The 17,107-nt window shown below is 70.0% G+C and carries 19 protein-coding genes and 1 pseudogene; 9 read left to right on the top strand and 11 right to left on the bottom strand.

Annotated features, from left to right (window positions below; all coding sequences use genetic code 11):
• Positions 1 to 14: 14 nt before the first annotated feature.
• Positions 15 to 431: a VOC family protein gene (locus tag OG587_RS08985; RefSeq protein ID WP_329088617.1), complete on the top strand. Its 417-nt coding sequence runs from the start codon at positions 15 to 17 to the stop codon at positions 429 to 431.
• Between the two features lie 20 nt (positions 432 to 451).
• Here the strand turns inward: OG587_RS08985 and OG587_RS08980 are convergent, their stop codons facing one another.
• The 3 genes from OG587_RS08980 to OG587_RS08970 form a co-directional block, all read right to left on the bottom strand.
• On the bottom strand, positions 452 to 1,615 hold the full coding sequence (locus OG587_RS08980; RefSeq protein WP_329088616.1) for an acyltransferase family protein: 1,164 nt from the start codon (positions 1,613 to 1,615) through the stop codon (positions 452 to 454).
• Positions 1,616 to 1,852: 237 nt separating this feature from the next.
• Positions 1,853 to 2,893 (bottom strand): cupin domain-containing protein, encoded by a 1,041-nt coding sequence (locus OG587_RS08975; RefSeq protein ID WP_329088615.1) that lies wholly within the window; start codon positions 2,891 to 2,893, stop codon positions 1,853 to 1,855.
• A 256-nt stretch (positions 2,894 to 3,149) separates the two neighbouring features.
• Complete coding sequence (locus OG587_RS08970) at positions 3,150 to 3,359, bottom strand: hypothetical protein (RefSeq protein ID WP_329088613.1); 210 nt, start codon at positions 3,357 to 3,359, stop codon at positions 3,150 to 3,152.
• Here OG587_RS08970 and OG587_RS08965 point away from each other — a divergent pair.
• Together OG587_RS08965 and OG587_RS08960 are read left to right on the top strand one after the other, a co-directional pair.
• Positions 3,340 to 4,140, top strand: a complete 801-nt coding sequence (locus OG587_RS08965; RefSeq protein WP_329088611.1) for an aminotransferase class IV — start codon at positions 3,340 to 3,342, stop codon at positions 4,138 to 4,140. The genes OG587_RS08970 and OG587_RS08965 overlap by 20 nt on opposite strands.
• A gap of 56 nt (positions 4,141 to 4,196) precedes the next feature.
• Positions 4,197 to 4,778, top strand: a complete 582-nt coding sequence (locus OG587_RS08960; RefSeq protein ID WP_329088609.1) for a putative glycolipid-binding domain-containing protein — start codon at positions 4,197 to 4,199, stop codon at positions 4,776 to 4,778.
• A gap of 82 nt (positions 4,779 to 4,860) precedes the next feature.
• Here OG587_RS08960 and OG587_RS08955 read toward each other — a convergent pair whose 3' ends face one another.
• Together OG587_RS08955 and OG587_RS08950 are read right to left on the bottom strand one after the other, a co-directional pair.
• Positions 4,861 to 5,142, bottom strand: coding sequence for a hypothetical protein (locus OG587_RS08955; RefSeq protein ID WP_329088608.1), 282 nt, complete (start codon positions 5,140 to 5,142; stop codon positions 4,861 to 4,863).
• 97 nt (positions 5,143 to 5,239) lie between these two features.
• A complete protein-coding gene (locus OG587_RS08950; protein WP_329088605.1) occupies positions 5,240 to 6,073 on the bottom strand; it encodes a hypothetical protein in 834 nt (277 codons plus the stop codon).
• A gap of 231 nt (positions 6,074 to 6,304) precedes the next feature.
• On the opposite strand from OG587_RS08950, the gene OG587_RS08945 reads away from it, so the two are divergent.
• The 3 genes from OG587_RS08945 (at position 6,305) to OG587_RS08935 (ending at position 7,950) form a co-directional block, all read left to right on the top strand.
• Complete coding sequence (locus tag OG587_RS08945) at positions 6,305 to 7,132, top strand: helix-turn-helix domain-containing protein (protein ID WP_329088604.1); 828 nt, start codon at positions 6,305 to 6,307, stop codon at positions 7,130 to 7,132.
• A 2-nt stretch (positions 7,133 to 7,134) separates the two neighbouring features.
• Positions 7,135 to 7,332 carry a DUF397 domain-containing protein gene (locus tag OG587_RS08940; RefSeq protein ID WP_329088601.1) on the top strand — a complete coding sequence of 66 codons (198 nt, stop codon included), beginning with the start codon at positions 7,135 to 7,137 and terminating at the stop codon, positions 7,330 to 7,332.
• Positions 7,333 to 7,404: 72 nt separating this feature from the next.
• A complete protein-coding gene (locus tag OG587_RS08935; RefSeq protein WP_329088599.1) occupies positions 7,405 to 7,950 on the top strand; it encodes an AAA family ATPase in 546 nt (181 codons plus the stop codon).
• Positions 7,951 to 7,990: 40 nt separating this feature from the next.
• On the opposite strand, the gene OG587_RS08930 is transcribed toward OG587_RS08935, so the two are convergent.
• The 3 genes and pseudogenes from OG587_RS08930 to OG587_RS08920 all read right to left on the bottom strand — a co-directional run bounded on the left by OG587_RS08930 (position 7,991) and on the right by OG587_RS08920 (position 9,428).
• Positions 7,991 to 8,590, bottom strand: coding sequence for a YdeI/OmpD-associated family protein (locus OG587_RS08930; RefSeq protein ID WP_329088597.1), 600 nt, complete (start codon positions 8,588 to 8,590; stop codon positions 7,991 to 7,993).
• A gap of 23 nt (positions 8,591 to 8,613) precedes the next feature.
• Positions 8,614 to 8,715: pseudogene (locus OG587_RS08925) on the bottom strand (NAD-dependent epimerase/dehydratase family protein); the annotation flags it as partial.
• Positions 8,716 to 8,768: 53 nt separating this feature from the next.
• Complete coding sequence (locus OG587_RS08920) at positions 8,769 to 9,428, bottom strand: TetR/AcrR family transcriptional regulator (protein ID WP_329088595.1); 660 nt, start codon at positions 9,426 to 9,428, stop codon at positions 8,769 to 8,771.
• Positions 9,429 to 9,496: 68 nt separating this feature from the next.
• Between OG587_RS08920 and OG587_RS08915 the strand changes: the two genes are divergently transcribed.
• Together OG587_RS08915 and OG587_RS08910 are read left to right on the top strand one after the other, a co-directional pair.
• Positions 9,497 to 10,261 carry an SDR family oxidoreductase gene (locus tag OG587_RS08915; protein ID WP_329088593.1) on the top strand — a complete coding sequence of 255 codons (765 nt, stop codon included), beginning with the start codon at positions 9,497 to 9,499 and terminating at the stop codon, positions 10,259 to 10,261.
• Between the two features lie 34 nt (positions 10,262 to 10,295).
• Positions 10,296 to 10,874, top strand: a complete 579-nt coding sequence (locus OG587_RS08910) for a YdeI/OmpD-associated family protein (RefSeq protein WP_329088592.1) — start codon at positions 10,296 to 10,298, stop codon at positions 10,872 to 10,874.
• Between the two features lie 143 nt (positions 10,875 to 11,017).
• On the opposite strand, the gene OG587_RS08905 is transcribed toward OG587_RS08910, so the two are convergent.
• Together OG587_RS08905 and OG587_RS08900 are read right to left on the bottom strand one after the other, a co-directional pair.
• The gene (locus OG587_RS08905; RefSeq protein ID WP_329088590.1) at positions 11,018 to 13,558 is read right to left on the bottom strand and encodes an ABC transporter permease; all 2,541 of its coding nucleotides are present in this window, start codon (positions 13,556 to 13,558) and stop codon (positions 11,018 to 11,020) included.
• Entirely contained in the window at positions 13,558 to 14,289 is a 732-nt protein-coding gene (locus OG587_RS08900) for an ABC transporter ATP-binding protein (RefSeq protein WP_329088587.1), read from the bottom strand. The genes OG587_RS08905 and OG587_RS08900 overlap by 1 nt, the downstream gene beginning before the upstream one ends.
• A gap of 98 nt (positions 14,290 to 14,387) precedes the next feature.
• On the opposite strand from OG587_RS08900, the gene OG587_RS08895 reads away from it, so the two are divergent.
• Positions 14,388 to 14,996, top strand: a complete 609-nt coding sequence (locus OG587_RS08895) for a response regulator transcription factor (protein WP_329088586.1) — start codon at positions 14,388 to 14,390, stop codon at positions 14,994 to 14,996.
• Here the strand turns inward: OG587_RS08895 and OG587_RS08890 are convergent.
• Positions 14,993 to 17,083, bottom strand: coding sequence for a sensor histidine kinase (locus OG587_RS08890; RefSeq protein ID WP_329088585.1), 2,091 nt, complete (start codon positions 17,081 to 17,083; stop codon positions 14,993 to 14,995). The genes OG587_RS08895 and OG587_RS08890 overlap by 4 nt on opposite strands.
• Between the last annotated feature and the right edge of the window lie 24 nt (positions 17,084 to 17,107).

Genomic DNA, 17,107 nt, shown 5'->3' with positions numbered 1-17,107 from the left:
CGAAGGGAGAGAGCATGACCCTCACGAGCTTCTACCCGGTCGTCTGCACCGATCGGATCGCCGAGTCCCACGACTTCTACCGGCGGTTCTTCGGCTTCGAGACCACGTTCGAGGCGGACTGGTACGTGAGCCTGCGACGGCCGGAGCCGCCGCACTACGAGCTGGCGCTCGTCGACAGCGACCATCCGACGGTCCCGGAGAAATACCGCTCGGCGGTACGGGGGCTGATCCTCAACTTCGAGGTGGCCGACGTCGACGCCGAGCACGACAGGCTCGTACTGCAGGCGGGACTCCCGGTGGAACTGACGCTGCGCACCGAGGAGTTCGGGCAGCGGCACTTCATCGTGGCCGCGCCCGACGGTGTGCTCATCGACGTGATCACCCCGACCGAGCCGTCCGCCGCCTACGCGGAGCAGTACGCGGCCCCCTGACCCGCATAGCCGGGCGGGTCCTAGGATCCGCCCGGCGCGGGCTCCCCGGTGGGCTCCCTCGCGGACTCCCCGGTGGAAGACCTGGCCAGCCGCCTGCCGAGACGTTGAGCGGGGGCCTCGAGCAGGCGGTGGGTCAGGTAGCAAAGCGGCACCAGGGTGAGGAAGAACAGCGGAAGGTTCGGGCTCACCCGCAGCAGGAGCGGGTGCAGCAGATAGAGGGAGAAACTGATCACCCCGAGGTGGGCGAGCCACCGGGGGAACGACCTGCGCCGCAACGCGAACCCGGCCGCGAAGAAGGCCGCGGCCAGCAGGATCGCCGGCGCCCACCCGGGATCGTCCTTGGCGAGGACTCCGCAGGCCAGGACCGTCAGCACGGTGGCGACGGCGGTGCGCCACCGGATGGTCCCCCGCTCGGCGCGGTACACGGCCGTACCGGCGAACATCATGGCCAGGATGATCAGCCCCTGCCACGCGCCGATCCGGCTGCCCAGGATCACCAGCACGAGGCCGAGGAGCCCGCCCGCCACCGCGGCGACCGTACGCGCCCCGCCCCCCGCCCGCGCCGACACCACGACGACCGCGACCACCGCGACCCCGAGAAGCGCCGCGACCAGGTCGGCGCGGCCACCGATGACCGGGCCCGGCAGCAGGAGACCCAGCAGGACGGCCGACAACGCCAGAACGATCGCGGTCGCGGCCGACCGGTGCGCCCGTCCCGTGGCGAACAGCCCGACCGCCAGCAGGTAGAACGCCATCTCGTACGAGAGCGTCCACATCACGTCGATGACGGCGGGCACGCCGAGCAACTCCTGCAGCATCGTCACGTTCCCGAAGACGACCAGGGGAAGGGGGCGCGCGCTCAGGCCCGGGTGGAGGACGAACGCCCCGGCGTACGCGAGAAGGAGGGCCAGGCCGAGCGCGGCGAGCAGCAGGGGGAGCAGGCGGAGGGCCCGGCCGATCCAGAAGGCCCGCAGGTCACCGCGCCGTTCCAGGGAGGCGGGGATGATGTAGCCGCTGACCAGGAAGAACACGAAGACGCCCCAGGTGCCGACGTCGATCCTGCGGTCTACCTCGGCCCAGACGCCCGGCATGAAGTTCCAGCCGGCGTGGTGCAGCGCGACGGCCAGCGCGGCCGGTCCCCGCAGGGCGTCCAGCCAGGCCAGCCGCGAGGGGATCGGGGCCATTCGCCCGACTTTAGGCGATGGTCATCGGTTCCTGGGCACTCCTTGGCCCGTGACCCGGAGGACGGCGACCGCGGCCTCGATCACCTCTGGCGGCCGGTGTGGCCGTCACGACCCGATCCAGGTGCGGTGGATTCGCCGGTAGTCCTCGGAGGTGAAGGCTTCGCCCGTGGTGTCCAGGCCACCGGTCGCGGAACCGAAGCCGGGCGGAACGCGGCCGGGTGAGGCCAGGCGGCGTCCTCAGCGAACCGGGTCGCGGGGGTTGACCCGGGCGACGAAGAGCGGGTCGACCGGCGTGAAGGGGAACCGGGGGAGATCGCGCTCGGGCATGCCGAAGCTCGCGGCGAGAACCTCGCGGGAGAACGCCGACGCGCTGGCCCGGTAGCCGATGTCGGCGGGCATGGCCTGGTCGAAGAAGATGAGGAAGTGGATTTCGTCCTCGCCGAGGACCTCGATGTGGTGCGGAAAGGCGCGTGGCACGAAGTACACGTCACCGGGGCCGAGCACGTACTCGTCGAGGGTGCCGTCGGGGTCCAGAACACGCATGCGGGCGTGCCCCTTCTCGACGTATCCCATCTCGCCGGTGACGGGATGCCAGTGCGGTTCGCGCATCCCGCTCTCCCTGACGCGCAGCGAGTACATGGAGATGTCCTCCAAAGCGGCCCAGTACTGCTTACGGGCGAGGCGGGCGTCGCCGTAGGCGTAGGACAGCGGCGGGTGCTGGCCTTCGATGTCGAACAGGTGGGCGTTGGGCAGTCCGGCCGTGGACGGGACGTCGGCGGCGCCGGTACGGCGGACGATCTGCTGGGCCGGAGACCGGTCGAGGGCGGCGAACGCCGAGGCGGGCAGGTCGTAGGTGTTACCGAGGACCGCGTCGGTCATGGCGCTGAAACTGTCGTGCAGAGAGAAGTGCTGGGGGCGTTCGTCGCGCAGCGCGAGAACGAACTCGGCGCGGTCGTCACCGATGTTCTCGAGATGGTAAAGCGCGCCCGACTCGACGTGGTACATCTGACCTGCGGTGACAATGAACGAGGAGAAGACGTCGAGGTTTCCGAGGATCGACACCAGGACCGTGCCGGAAAGGCAGTAGCCGAGCTGGTTGGCGTTGACGTTCCACTGCGGCTCGCGGATCGCACCGGGTTCGAGGACCACGTGCTTGATCGACAGCCCGCTGAGAATGGGCAGCGCGCCGGCGTCGACCAGGGTGACCGATCCGAGCTCGCTCTCGAACGCGGGTGGCGCCGCCGCCAGCGAGGTGACGTGCGGTGAGGTGCCGGTCATGACTTCCCCTTCGTTGTCGCGACTTCGTTGTCTCGACCCGCACGGTCACGGTCGAAGAACGTGCGCCGCCTTCGGACTCCAGCCTGGGTCACATGGTCACGTCCACACTGATGGTGTACGTCTGTTTCTGCAGGTTAAGCAGCAGGTGTCCGCTGTGGCGGGTCCTGTCGCGGCGTGTCGCCGACATCACTCACATATGACTTTCGGCTGGTACGCCGCCACCCGTGGAGCGGCCGACCACGATCGTGCAGGCCTCCTATTCGCTTTGCGCCCAGGCGGCGACGGGCAGCGAGAGATACACGCCGAAGTTATCCAGGTCGGTAGCGGCCTGGGCGCGGCGGCGCCGCCCATCCTTCCGCGAGCAGAAGGCTTCGGCTGCGACCGTGGCCATCGCCGTGTCGACCGGCTCGAGCGTCCCGCATCGGTTGTTGGCATACCCTGCGGGGATGTTGTACGTGGAGATCAACGGTGCTGCTCCCTCGATAGCTGACCTGCACCGCGTAGCGGTCGTCAACTACGGACACTTCACCTCGATGCAGGTGCGAGAGAACCGGGTTCGGGGGTTGGACCTGCATCTGCGCAGGCTCGACGACGCGTCGAAGGAACTTTTCATGGCGACGCCAGGAGCCGACCGCATACGCTCGCTTCTGCGACGGGCTTTGGACCATGTGCCGGGTGACGTGTCCGCACGGATTTCCGTCTTCGCCAGGTCAGGCGACATCTCTGTCCCGACCCCAGACGTTGATCTCGCCGTCATGGTGTCGCTGAGCGATCCGGTTCCTGAAACACGTCAGACACCATGGAACGTGTGCTCCATCCCGTACCTTCGGGAATCAGCACACCTGAAACACGCCGCGACCATGGGACTCATCAGGGCTCGCCGCGCCGCCAGGTCCCAAGGCTTCGATGATGCCGTCTTCACCGGGCCGGACGGGCTCATCCTCGAGGGTTCCATCTGGAACCTCGGGCTTTGGGACGGTGAAACCGTTACCTGGCCACAGGCGCCGAAGCTGCCAGGCGTGACCGAACAGCTGCTGACGATGGGCCTTCACCGCATCGGAGTGCGGACACGGACCAGGCCGGTGGTCGCGCAGGATCTTGCCCACTACCAGGCGGCGTTCGCCAGCTACTCCTGGTGTCCGGCACAGCCGTTGGCCAGTCTGGACGACGTGTCGTTCGCGAACCCCGCAGCGGCGTTCACGATGCTGGGGAAGGCATGGGACTCCGTTCCCTGGGAGACCGTTTAGTGGCGGCGGCCCGCATGTGACGCCCGGTTGCTCATGCCGACGGGGAGAATCGGGCCATGACTTTCACAACACCACCGGGAACCGCCGCCTGGCGGCATCTCGACGCGCGGGACGGCTTCGAGGTGGCCTACTTCCAGCCTGCGGACGACGGCCTGCGCGTCGAGGGGTGCACGACGGCGGTCGAGGAGGGCGAGACCTGGATCGTCGGCTACGCCATCGAACTGGACGCCTCCTGGACCACGCGAAGCGCGCGGATCACGGGGCGTTCGGCCTCGGGGTTACGGCACATCCTGCTGGAGGCCGACGGCGTGGGCCACTGGCGCGTCGACGGCACCCCGGCCCCCCACCTGGACGGCTGCCTGGACGTCGACCTGGAGTCCTCGGCGATGACCAACGCCTTCCCCGTGCATCGGATGGGCCTGCGCGTCGGTGATCGGTCGCCCGCCCCCGCCGCCTACGTACGCGCCACCGATCTCGCCGTCGAACGGCTTGAGCAGGACTACGTCCGCATCGCCGACGAGGGCTCCCGGCAGCGCTACGACTACAGCGCCCTGGTCTTCGACTTCGCGTGCCGCCTGGTCTACGACGAGTCCGGCCTCGTGCTCGACTACCCCGAGATCGCCGTACGCGCGGCGTGACCTCCCGCGAGCCGCCGGACCTGGCTCCGCCGAGGTGACGCGGCGGCTCGGGAGAAGGACGCTCTCGTGCCGCCGCGCCGTCTCAGGTGCCAGGCGTGTGACCGGCGCTCAGACTGAGCGCGATCTGCACCTGACGGACCAGTACCGTGACCAGCCTCTCGGGTGAAGCTCGAATGATCATGTACCTGATGCCCGCCCTCACCTCCCGGTCGGTGAGCGGCCGACGCCGAAGGGCGGTCCAGCGGCGCAGAAGGGGATCGTGGACGATGTGCCACTCGGGGAAGGTCCGCTCAAGCGCGGCGCGCCGGCGCTCCTCGGGTGCGCTCACGATGACGGCGACCTGGGCCGCTCTCATGGCGATCATCCCGGCACGCTCCGGTACGGATGATGTGAGCGGTGGGGGACGGGAACGAGGGCCAGGCCGTCGCGGCACCGCCCGGAGGCGCGGGATCGGCGCCCGATCACGATGTCACCCGCGTCACCCGTCCGGCCGCCTCCCGGGCGATCGCCTCGTGCCGATCGACCTCTGCCCGCAGATCGTCGAGGGTGTCGGCGTCGACCGTACGATCCGCGCCCGCGTCCGACTCGGCGTCGGTGAACGGCAGGACACGGGAGGCCCACAACCGTCCCCTGTCGCTGAGAATCACCCGCCAGCCGGGAATGGCCGGTTTGGGCGTAGTAGATCTAGCATCTTCCATGGATCGGACCTCCACAGTCCGCTCTAGGACCCGTCCGGACGTGTGCAGCGTCGGACGGGTCCGCCTTATGAGATGGGGAAGAAGAATCTGGTCCGCGCCGTACGGCTCGGGCGGCCGGGGCGTCGGCGGAGCGGCCTTGACCTCGTCAGGACCGCAGGCGACCGGGTGCATACCACCGGCGGGGCGTCGACGGTCGTCGCGCCGGGGCGGCGCGGTGGGAGCGGTCCGCGATCCCCGGGGCCGGAAGGACCGAGACATCCGCCGGGGTAGCGGCGTCGGCGCGTCGGGAACGGGGGTCGGCTCGGCACGCCGCTGGGCGGGCACCAGCGGGATCACCTCGGCGGGGGCCACGGCGGCGGGCGGCTCGAACCCGGGCAGATGACCGGGGCCGGTACGGCGCCGGGTCTCCAGACGCGCGGCGATCAACTCACCCGGCGGCTGCGCGTACTCGTGATCGGCGAAGTGGCCTGGGCAGCCGTGCGCGTATGGCGCGTGCCCGCAGACGGCGCAGCCCATCGGCATCGGCGCACTGTCGGCGAAACAGCCGCAGCCGCTCGCCACGGTCCGGTCAAGAACCGGAACGCTAGGGTTGTTCACGGATCGGGACTCACTTCCTGATCAAGGGCCCGTCCGGACGTCGCAAGCGCCGGGCGGGTCCGTTCGCGTTCACGGGGGAACAGCGGCTGGGATCGATGGCTTCTTGGTGACCACACCACTCTTAGTGAGACATCCCTATAGTGGATGGGAAATCCCATGATCACAATAGGTTATCCCAAGATGGCACAGCGTGAAACGGGAGAGGGAATCGCCGTGGGGCAAACTGTCCCCATGCAGAACACCGTCCGCCAACGCCGGCTGGCCCGGGAGATCCGTAGCCTTAGGGATGCCGCGGGCTGGACGACCACCGAGGCTGCCCAACACCTCTCCTGGTCGAAGAGCAGGCTCAACCGGCTGGAGACGGGCGTGGCCAAGGCTACGGAACAGGACGTGGCCGAGATCTGCGACGTCTACAAGGTCGCCGAGTCTGTGCGGACCGCGCTTTTCCAACTGGTGCGAGACGGCACTCGCCGCGGCTGGTGGACCGCCTACAGCGATGTGTTCGCCGGATCGTACGTCGGACTGGAGGATGAGGCGTCACTCATCAAGGAGTGGGGCGTCCAACTCGTTCCCGGCCTGCTTCAGACCGAGGACTATGCCCGAGAGATCATAAGCACTGGGCTCGGCAACGGTGACGCCGAGCAGGTGTATCGCCGGGTGATGGCCAGGATGGCGCGAAAGACGCTACTCGGGCGACCGAACCCGCCTAGGCTGCATGCCGTGCTGGACGAAGCGGTGCTTCACCGCCCGATCGGCGGGCCAGAAGTGATGCGCGAGCAGTTGCGGGCTCTGACCATCGCAGCTCGTCGGCCCAACGTGACCATCCAGGTGTTGCCCTTCGGAGTCGGTGTCCACGCGGGCATGGACGGCTCGTTCATCCTTCTTGAGTACACCGACCCGGCTGACGACGTCGCCTACGTAGCGGGGACGGCTGGGGACGTATACGTCGAGAACCCGGAGCACGTAACGCGTTATAAAGTGTCTTTTGAGCGCATTTGTAATGCAGCGCTCGCCCCTGACGCATCGCAAGCGATGATCGCCGCGGCCATGAAGGAGTAGCCATGTCCCCGGACCTGCACGGCGCCGACTTCCGCAAGTCCAGCTACAGCAACAGCGGGGACGCCTGCGTCGAGGTGGCGACGAACCTTCCGGGTATCGTCGCCGTTCGTGACAGCAAGGACCCGTCCGGTCCCGCGCTGACCTTCACCCCGAGGGCCTGGCGCGACTTCCTCGCGAGCGTCCGCAACGGCGACTTCTGATCCGACTCGCACGGCGAACGCACCCGCAGGCCTACGAGGCCATCCGAAGCCGCCGCGCGACAAAGGACGCCCATGACTCCATTACCCCCGCAGGCCGTCGTGCTCGTCACCGGGATTCAGGCCGCCGGGAAGTCGACCGTCGCGCAGATGCTGGCCGAGCGGCTGCCGCGCTCGGTGCACATCCGGGGCGATCTGTTTCGCCGCATGGTGGTCAATGGCCGGGCCGACATGACGCCCAACCCGTCCGCCGAAGCGGTGCGGCAACTGCGGCTGCGGTATCGGCTGACGGCGGCCACCTGCGACGAGTACGCCGAGAACGGGTTCACGGTGGTCGCCCAGGATGTCATCCTCGGTGACCACCTCGCCGAGATGACCGAGTTGATCCGGCGACGGCCGCTGTTCGTCGTGGTGCTCGCCCCGCGCCCCGAGGCCGTCGCCGCCCGCGAGGCGGGGCGGGGCAAGGACGCCTACGACCGGTGGACCATCGACCTTCTCGACAACGGCCTGCGTACCACGACACCCCGCCTCGGGCTCTGGCTCGACACCTCCGACCAGGCCCCGGAGCAGACCGTGGACGAGATCCTCGACCGGGCCCGGACCGAGGCCGAGGTCCGGTGATCGGCCAGGCGCTCAGCCGTTCCCGGGTGAGTGAAAGGTGTCAGGGCTTTCTTCGGGGGCCGTGGGGCGGTTCCCCGGCTTCGAGACGTTCGATGTAGCCGGCGATCCTGCGCGCCCGTGTCTCGGCCTTCTTCGCCTTCTGGATGGTGAGCAGGATCTGGTAGCTGAAGGCGGCGTACGCGGTCGCCGCGGCGGGAGAGGCGTCGAGCGCCGCCCGCAGATCGGGGGGAACCTCCGCCGTACTCGGGGAGGCGTAGGCTGCGGCCCAGCGTCCGTCGGCCTTGGCCAGTTCGATCTGTTCGAGCCCGGCCGACCGCATCCGGCCGACGGCGATGAGCTTCTCGACCTTGGCAAAATTGATCTTCGACCATGAGCTGCGGGCCCTGCGCGGTGAGAAGCGCTGCGCCCACCAGCCGTCCGGCACGTTTCCCGAGAACGCCTTGCCGTCGATCCAGCCGTAGCACAGGGCAACGTCCAGGGCCTGGGACCTGGTGACCGACGGCACCTCCGTTCCCCTCTTCGGCAGGGCGACCCAGACCTCCTCGGCGGTCCGGTGGTTCGCCTCCAGCCAAGCGGCGAACTCACGGCGTCGACGCCGTCGAATGCGTCCCGCGAGATCGTGCCGGACGGGGGATCCCACCGGTGTTCGTCCTCCGCCGCCGGTTCGCGCCGGACGAGCCTGCGCACCTCGTGACCTGATTCGCGAAGCTCGGAAACCACTGTTCTGCCGATAAGACCGGTCGATCCCGCGACGACGATCAGCACATGATCCACGTTACTTCGCCGACATTGTCCAGCGTCAAGTTGACGGCAGGTTTTCAGGGCGAGGAGTGATCCGAGGTGTCGACGCCGCCGGCGGGTTCGGCGAAGTCATCGCCGAAGGCGGCAGCGAGCGCCTTCGCGATCACGTCGGGCAGCTCGGTCCGCCCGTCGTCCTCGGCCCAGCGCACCAATGCCGTGTGCATGGCGGCCAGGCAGGCGCTGGCCGCCACCTGGGCGTGAAACGCCGCGTCGGGATCGGTGGCATCGTCTCCCAGGGCGTCGACGATCGCCCGCTGAAGGGCGTAGTGGTTGTCCAGGTGCTTGGCCCGTAAGGCCGGCGTCGAGATCATGAGCCGGAGGCGGGCGAGCAGGAACCGCTCATTCGCCGTCAGGTCGTCTCCGTGGCCGCCACCGGTCAACATCGCGGCCGAGGCGACGAGCGCGCTGCCGATGCGGCGGACCAGGGGCTGCGCGGCGGACGACTCGATGATCCGCTCGGCGACGAGCCGGCCGTGCTGGTCGACGAGCACGAGGTCTTCCTTCGTGGGGAAGTGCCGATACACGGTCATGGGCGACACGCCCGCGGCTTCGGCGACGTCGGTCACGGTCGTGGCGTCGTATCCGCGCTCGGTGAACAGCCGTACCGCGTGCGCCTGGATCATGCGCTGCGTCTCGGCTCGTCGTCGCGCTCGCAATGTTGTGTGCTGGTTGGACATGTGATAGACCATACCGGAGCGGTAGTAACTACCAGATTGGTAGCTACTAACAGATTGAGGTGGTTGGCATGAGTGATCTGACCGGCAAGACGGCCCTCGTGACCGGAGCATCGCGCGGCATCGGGCAGGCGATCGCGACCCGGCTGGCGGCGAAGGGGGCGGTGGTCATCGTGCATTACGGCACGGACAAGGACGGTGCGACGGCGACGGTCGACGAGATCGAGCGCACCGGTGGAACCGCGCTCGCCGTCGGGGCGGAGCTGGGCGTGGATGACGACGTCGAGACCCTCTTCGCGGGAGTCGAGGCCGGCCTGGCCGGACGGCCACTCGACATCCTCGTCAACAACGCGGCGGCCGCGCCCGCCGGCCCGCTCGGAACCACGACGCGGACGGAGTTCGACCACCTCTTCGCGGTGAACGTGCGAGCGCCGTACTTCATCATCCAGCGGGCATTGCCACTGCTCCGCGACGGTGGCCGCATCGTCACGATCTCGTCCGTGGCGACCCGGATGGCCAACCCCACCCAGACGTCCTTCGCCATGACGAAGGGCGCGGTCGAGACGATGAGCATGACCTTGGCCAACGAGCTCGGAGTCCGAGGAATCACGGTGAACGCGGTCGCTCCAGGCGCCACCCGGACGGCGACCAACGGATCGGCCTTCGAAGTGCCGGGCCTGGCCGAATTCATCGCCGGAACGACGGCGCTCGATCGCCTGGGCGGGCCCGACGACGTCGCCGACGTAGTCACGTTCCTCGCCTCCGACGCGGCGCGCTGGATCACCGGTCAGGTCATCGACGCGAGTGGCGGCCTGTTCCTCGGACCGCGCGTCTGATCGTCGGCGCCGACCGGCCGATAGCCTGATCCATATGGATGAGCGCGACGGAGTGGAGATCATCACCTTCGTGGACGCCGAGGCGTTCGAGAGCTGGCTCGCCGAGCACCACACGCGCCACGAGGGGTTGTGGATCAAGCTGGCCAAGAAGAAGACCGGCATTCCGACGGTCACCTCCGACGAGCTGGTCGACGTCGGGCTGTGTTACGGCTGGATCTCCGGGCAGCGGCTGTCTCTCGACGAGCGGTACTACCTGCAGAAGTACGTGCCGCGCCGGCCCAGGAGCCTGTGGTCGCAGGTGAACGTGGACAAGGTCGCGATGCTGACGGCCGAGGGGCGGATGCGCGAACCCGGGCTGGCCGAGGTGCGCAAGGCGCAGGAGGACGGGCGGTGGGCGGTGGCCTACGAGTCGCAGAAGACGGCGACGGTGCCCCCCGATCTCGCGACGGCGCTCGACACGAACCCGGAGGCCAAGAAGGCGTTCGAGGCGCTCGACAAGACCGGTCGTTACCTGGTGATCCTGCCGTTGCTCCAGGCGCTCACACCGGAGAACAGAAAGGTCCGGCTCGACAAAGTCCTAGAGATGCTTACAAAGAGCGAAAAATCGAGATAAGTCAGCATCCGTGAGTCTGGTCACCGGCTCGATCCTGTCGGAGAGAAGCTCGGACGACCAAGAAACCAAGAGGGCTCCTGACGGCGTAACGCCTGTTCAGGAGCCTTCTCTCAGATGTGTGGCCGGAGATGTTCGACCCCCCGCTACTCGCGCGCGCCGATCGCCTCGACCGGACGCCGGCTGAGGGCGAGCCGGGCGGGCAGCGCCGTGGCGACCAGGGCGAGGGCGGCCGCGACGGAGATCACCGCGAGGTAGGTGAGCGGCGGGACGTACGGCACGGCCGAGCCGGTCATGCCCGTGCTGAACGCCGACAGGGTGATCAGCGCGATCGCCGTCCCGATGGTCACCGCGACCGCGACCGCGGTCAGGGTCTCCAGCCTGAGCATCCGCAGCGCCTGCCGCCGCGTGGTGCCGACCAGGCGCAGCAGCGCGAGCTCCCGCGACCTCGCCGAGGTGGACATGGCCAGGGTGTTGACCACGGCGATGGCGGTGAACGCGATGATCAGCCCCATCGCCACGTAGTTCACCTCGGCGTTGGCCGCGCCCGCCTCGGCGGCCTGGGCCCGGTCCAGCACGCCGGCGTCCGGCACGGCCCGTTCCAGGTCCGCCCGGGTCAGCGAGGGGGCCGCGACCAGCACGGTCCCGAGCGGGTCGTCCACGTGCCCGGCCACCAGCGCGTGGGAGAGCGTGAGTTCGCCGAATCCCAGCCCGCGATTGTAGAGCGCGATGACGCGGAGTTCGGCGGGGGTGCCGTCGCCGAGTGTCAGGCGGATCTTCGCGCCCACCGAGACGCCGAGCCGCTCGGCCGCCGTCCGGCTGACCGCGACGGAGCCGTTGTCGAGATCGTCGAGCTTCCCCGCGACCACACCCAGGTCCATGGTATTGGCGAGCCCGTCGGCGGTCACGGCCTGCGCGCCGTACTTGTCCAGGCCCACCCGCACCGAGGTGCGCAACACCTCGGTGACCGCCTCGACACCCGGGACCTCGCGCACGGCCGCCGCCGTGCTGGAGGGAACGTGCGGGCCGAGGATGTGCTCCGCCCGGGTGCCCGCCGTCGCCTGTTCCTGGGCCGCGTGCCCCATGGTGGTCTGTACGAACAGGATCGTGCAGGTCATCGCCACCATCAGGCTGAGCGGCGTGATGACCGAGGCCAGCCGCTTGGATCCGGCCCTCAGGTTGGCCGCGGCCAGGTATCCGCCCACCCGGGACGCGCGTAGCGGCACCCCGAGCAGGGCCGTCGCCGTACGGGCGATCACCGGGCCGAGCAGCGCGACGGCGATCGTCCACACCAGCGCGGTGAGCATGGTGACCGGGCCGGAGGCCGCCTCGGTCGACAGGGCCGACAGCAACAGCGTCAGCGCGACGCCGACCGCGGTGCACAGCAGACCGGCGACCATCCTGCCCCGGGGCATGCGCGCGGCCGGCAGCTCCGCCTCGCCGAGCGCCTCCACCGGGCGGATCCTCACGGCGCGGCGGGCCGAGAGGCGAGCCGCCGCCCACGCAGCCACCATGGTGGTCAGCAGCGCGGCGAACATGGGAATCGGACTCACCACCAGCCGCAGGTTCTCCGGCATCGCGCCCAGCGCGACGAACCTGGACCGCAACCAGAATCCCAAGCCGACGCCGGCCGCCGAGCCGAGGACTCCGGCCACCACGCTGATCAGCACGGCCTCGCCGCCGAGCATCGCGCGCACCTGACGGGGAGTGGCCGCGACGGCCCTGAGGAGGGCGATCTCCCGCTGGCGCTGCTGGATGGACAGCGCGAACGTGCCGACGACGACGAGGACCGCCACCAGCAGCGAGGTCCCGCCGATCGCGCCGCCAAGGCTGATCAGCCTCACCCGCGACTCCTCGGCGTCCAGGAACTCCACGGTGCCGCGTTCGTCCCCCGTGTAGGCGAGCGCCCTGACATCCGGCGCCGCCCCACGTCCGTCGGCGGCCGCCGCGCCCTTCCGTACGGCGTCCGCAGGCGCCGCGCCCGTCGGTGCCGCGCCCGTCGGTGCCGCGTCCTTCAGCGCCGCGTCCTTCAGCGCCGCGGACACGTCCACCTCGGGGAAGACGCCGATCGCGCTGACCTGCCCCGGCCGGCCGGCCAGACGCCGGGACTCGGCTGTGGCGAAGAACAACGTGTCCTGGCTGGGCAGGTTCTGCGCGGTGACGCCGGTCACCAGATAGGTCCTGCTCCCCGCCACCGTCCGCACGGGCACGCGGGCGCCCACGGAGAACCCCGACGCGGCCTCCACGACCACCTCTCCCACCGCTCTCGGCTCGCGTCCCGAGCGCAACGTGAACGGGGTGAGCGCCGCCGACTCCCAGCCGTGCCCCTGGAACCGGCGGCCCGCGACGTAGGCGGGGAAGGTCACCTCGGTGACCACACGCGAGACGCCGGGAACCTGGCGCAGCCGCTCGGCCAGGGACGCGGAGACCCAGGCCCGCTCGGACAGCGGCTTGGCCTTGGTCTTGACCTTCCCCTTCGGCTCGCGGGTCGTCTGGCGGGCGAACTGGTCACCGGTGACGATCACCGGGGTGCCCGCGTAGCGCTCGGGGGTGATGCTCGCGCGCAGCCCCGTCTCCAGCAGCATGCCGCAGGCGCAGACCAGCGCGGCGGCGCAGAGCAGGGCGACGAAAGCCCCCGCGAAGGCGGCCTTGCGATGCCGGAGCGTCCTCATCGTCAAGGAGATCATCACACCCACGCTCCCAGCCTGGTCATCCGCTCGGCGACCCGCTCCGCGGTGGGAGCCTTCACGATGTCCACGATCCTGCCGTCGGCCAGGAACAGCACCGTGTCGGCGTAGGAGGCGGCCACCGGGTCGTGGGTGACCATCACCACCGTCTGCCCCATCCCGTCCACGACCTCCCGCAGCAGCGTCAGCACGTCGCGGGCGGTCATCGTGTCCAGCGCGCCGGTCGGCTCGTCGCCGAACACGACCTCGGGCCTGGTGACCAGTGCCCTGGCGATGGCCACCCGCTGCTGCTGTCCACCGGACAGCTGCGCGGGCCGGTGGCTCGTCCGCCCCTCCAGGCCCACCCTGGACACGACCTCGTTCAGCCACGCCCTGTCCACCTTCGCGCCCGCCAACCGCAGCGGCAGCGTGATGTTCTCGATCACGGTGAGCGCCGAGACCAGGTTGAACGCCTGGAACACGAAGCCGACCCGCTGCCTGCGCAGCTCGGTCAGCGCTGTCTCGTTCATCCCCGCCAGTTCGGTGCCACCGAGCCGTACCGAACCCGAGGACGGCACGTCCAGCCCCGCCGCGCAGTGCAGGAACGTGCTCTTGCCCGACCCGGAAGGGCCCATCACCGCGGTGAAACTCCCCCGGGGAATGCCTGCCGATACCTCGCGAAGGGCCGCGACCGCGCCCTGGCCCTTCCCGTACACCTTGCTCACCGCGTCCAACCGCACCACATCTGTCATGGCTTCTACCCTGCTGACCAGGCGCGGAACAGGCCAGGGAGGCGATCACCCATACGCCATGACCTCGTCCCGATCTGGACACTGATAGACATATCTCTGTGATTCGTGTGCTTCTAGCCGAGGACCAGCACGTCATCAGGGGCGCCCTGGTCGCGCTGCTCAGCCTCGAACCGGACCTGGAGATCGTGGCCGCGGTCGAGTCGGGCGACGCCGCCGTCCCCTCGGCCCTGGTCCACCGTCCGGATGTCGCGGTGCTCGACATCGACATGCCCGGCACGCTCGACGGCCTGGCAGCCGCCGCCGAACTACGCGTGAAGCTGCCGTCGTGCCGCACGCTCATGCTGACCGGGCATGGCAAGCCGGGCCACCTGCGCCGCGCGCTCGGGGCGGGGGTGGACGGGTTCCTGCTGAAGACCGCGCCGCCCGAGGACCTGGTCGCGGCGATCCGCAAGGTCATGTCGGGAGAGCGGGTGCTCGACCCCTCGCTCGCGGTCACCGCCTGGGACCTGTCCGACAATCCACTGACCTCCCGGGAGGCCGACGTGCTGCGCCTGGCGGCGGGCGGCGCCGACGCGGCCGAGATCGCGGCCCGGCTCTTCCTCGGCGCGGGGACGGTGCGCAACTACCTGACCGCCATCGTCGCCAAGCTCAACGCCCGCAACCGCACCGACGCCGTCCGCATCGCCACCGAGGCGGGCTGGATCTAGCCGGTCGGCAGGGGGCTCGGCCGGCGGGCGACCGGCGCCTGGGCCGTCAGCTCGAACCAGCCGTCCTCGCGAGCCGTGCCGAGCCGTCCGTCCAGGGCCGCCAGGCGGGTGGTCAGGTTGCCGATTCCGGCCGAACCCGGCCGTCCCCCGGCCGGGCCCACGCCGTCGTTGCGCACCCGGAGCGACACCACGCCTTCCTCCGCCACCGTCGTGATCGCGCAGTGCCGGGCCGCGCTGTGCCTGAGCACGTTGGTCACCGCCTCCCTGAGCACCGTGCCCAGCGCGTTCTCCACCTCGGCGGGAAGCCCCTCGTGCCCCTCGTGCGCCTCGTGCGCGAGGACGAGCTCCACCTCGATGCCCGCGGCGACCAGCACCGACCGTGCCGACTCGGCCTCGACGGCCAGCGACATCGCCTGCCGTTCGCCGGAGACGACCCGCAGGTCCGTCTCCGCCTTCTCGGCCATCGCCAGCACGTCCTCCAGCTCGGCACGGGCCCGCCCGGGATCCAGCCGTCTGGCCAGCTCGCACTTGAGCAAGATCGCGGCCAGGCTGTGCCCGAGCAGGTCGTGCAGGTCACGAGCGGCGCGCAGACGTTCCTCGACCACGGCGGAACGGGCCAGCGCCTGCCTGGCCTGCTGCAGCTCCTTCACCAGCTGGGCGAGCCTGACCAGCCCGTACACGACCAGCCCGGTCACGAGTGTGCTCGCGGTGAAGTTGACCGTCAGCGGGAACGGCAGGCCGAGCAGCACCGCGCTCACCGCCACGCTCGCCATCACGCATCCGACCAGCGGCCAGGCCACCGCCCACGGGAGCGCGAGCAGGACCGGACCGGCGAGGAACCCGGCGATGCCCAGCCACGCCTTGCCGAACACCGGAATCGGCAGGTAGGTGAGCAGCGCCATCAGCACGAGCGCGCGCGGGTGACGCCCGGTGATCGAACGGATCTGCATGACGACGATCACGGCGAGACAGACCGCCGCCGGTACCGCCAGGCTCCCGGGGACGAGCAGCAGCGCCTTGACCGAGAACCCGGCCAGCACGGCGGCCAGCAGCGCGAGGGACAGCCTGTAGGCGCCCGGGTCCTCGACGGCCTCCACCGGCCCGTGGGTGCCGGGGAGTACGGCCTCGACGGTGAGCCGGCCTTCGGCGGACAGGCTCGTGGAAATACCGCCGCCGGCCTGGCCTGCCTGCCGGACCAGGTCGGCCAGGCTCTCGTCCTGGGCCGTGCGGGCGCCGTCGTGGGTGACGCGCAGCCGTACCGTACCGTCCGCCGCGGTGGTCTCGATCACGCACGTCCTGGCGGTGTTCTGCCGGAGGACCTCGGTCACCGCCTCCCGCAACACGGCCGCGAGCAGCGCGCCCGCGGGACCGAGCGGTTCGCTGTGCCCGACACGCACCTCCGCCGTGATCCCCGCCGCCGCGAGCATCGCGCGGGCGGTCGTCACCTCGGGCGCCAGGGACGTGGCCCGGTAGCCCGCGGCGGCGTTCCTGGTGTCGGCCAGGGAGCGACGGGCGGTGCCCACGACCTCACCGAGCACCTCGGCCGTGCGTTCCGGCCGCTCCAGGACGAGCCGGACGCCGCCGACGATCGCGGCGAGCCCCCTGCCGATGCCGTCGCTCAGCTCCGCGGCGATCCGCAGCCGCTCCTCGTCCGCCGCCACCATCGCCAGGGCCAGCCGGGCGGCGTGCACCTCCTCCACCCGCTCGGTGAGCCGGGTGAGACCGTAGATCAGCAGCGCGATGAGCACCATGCTGATCGCGGGATCCGCCGGACCGATGACGGCGGCGCTGATCGCCACCAGCGGGGCCAGCGGCCATGCCGGGGTCAGCAGCAGCGACCCGCCCAGGAAACCGAGGAGTCCGACGGAGTCCCCGAAGCCGAGCGTGGCCGTGTAGCCGACCGCCGCCTGTACGGCCAGCAGCCACGGTCGCCTGAACCGCCGCAGGGAGCGGAACACGTAGACGAGCTGGAGCCCGAACGCCACGATCGCGAGAAGCGACCCCGCGAGGAGATAGACGCCCGTGAACCCGGCGAGCACCACGACGACGATCCCCCGCGCCAGGCGAGATACCGGAACCTGCGACAACCCACTCCCCCCGCCCCAGACAGG

The organism is Streptosporangium sp. NBC_01469 (assembly GCF_036227305.1).
Lineage (GTDB): Bacteria > Actinomycetota > Actinomycetes > Streptosporangiales > Streptosporangiaceae > Streptosporangium.
The sequence above is the reverse complement of the archived record's forward strand: the minus strand, read 5'-3'. Positions and strand labels throughout refer to the sequence as shown.

What these genes read in the sequence shown, in the direction of transcription:
- OG587_RS08985 (WP_329088617.1), top strand. Translation starts at nt 15, where the DNA reads ATGACCCTCACGAGCTTCTACCCGGTCGTCTGCACCGATCGGATCGCC.
- OG587_RS08980 (WP_329088616.1), bottom strand. Translation starts at nt 1,615, where the DNA reads ATGGCCCCGATCCCCTCGCGGCTGGCCTGGCTGGACGCCCTGCGGGGA.
- OG587_RS08975 (WP_329088615.1), bottom strand. Translation starts at nt 2,893, where the DNA reads ATGACCGGCACCTCACCGCACGTCACCTCGCTGGCGGCGGCGCCACCC.
- OG587_RS08965 (WP_329088611.1), top strand. Translation starts at nt 3,340, where the DNA reads ATGTTGTACGTGGAGATCAACGGTGCTGCTCCCTCGATAGCTGACCTG.
- OG587_RS08960 (WP_329088609.1), top strand. Translation starts at nt 4,197, where the DNA reads ATGACTTTCACAACACCACCGGGAACCGCCGCCTGGCGGCATCTCGAC.
- OG587_RS08955 (WP_329088608.1), bottom strand. Translation starts at nt 5,142, where the DNA reads ATGATCGCCATGAGAGCGGCCCAGGTCGCCGTCATCGTGAGCGCACCC.
- OG587_RS08945 (WP_329088604.1), top strand. Translation starts at nt 6,305, where the DNA reads ATGCAGAACACCGTCCGCCAACGCCGGCTGGCCCGGGAGATCCGTAGC.
- OG587_RS08940 (WP_329088601.1), top strand. Translation starts at nt 7,135, where the DNA reads ATGTCCCCGGACCTGCACGGCGCCGACTTCCGCAAGTCCAGCTACAGC.
- OG587_RS08935 (WP_329088599.1), top strand. Translation starts at nt 7,405, where the DNA reads ATGACTCCATTACCCCCGCAGGCCGTCGTGCTCGTCACCGGGATTCAG.
- OG587_RS08920 (WP_329088595.1), bottom strand. Translation starts at nt 9,428, where the DNA reads ATGTCCAACCAGCACACAACATTGCGAGCGCGACGACGAGCCGAGACG.
- OG587_RS08915 (WP_329088593.1), top strand. Translation starts at nt 9,497, where the DNA reads ATGAGTGATCTGACCGGCAAGACGGCCCTCGTGACCGGAGCATCGCGC.
- OG587_RS08910 (WP_329088592.1), top strand. Translation starts at nt 10,296, where the DNA reads ATGGATGAGCGCGACGGAGTGGAGATCATCACCTTCGTGGACGCCGAG.
- OG587_RS08905 (WP_329088590.1), bottom strand. Translation starts at nt 13,558, where the DNA reads ATGATCTCCTTGACGATGAGGACGCTCCGGCATCGCAAGGCCGCCTTC.
- OG587_RS08900 (WP_329088587.1), bottom strand. Translation starts at nt 14,289, where the DNA reads ATGACAGATGTGGTGCGGTTGGACGCGGTGAGCAAGGTGTACGGGAAG.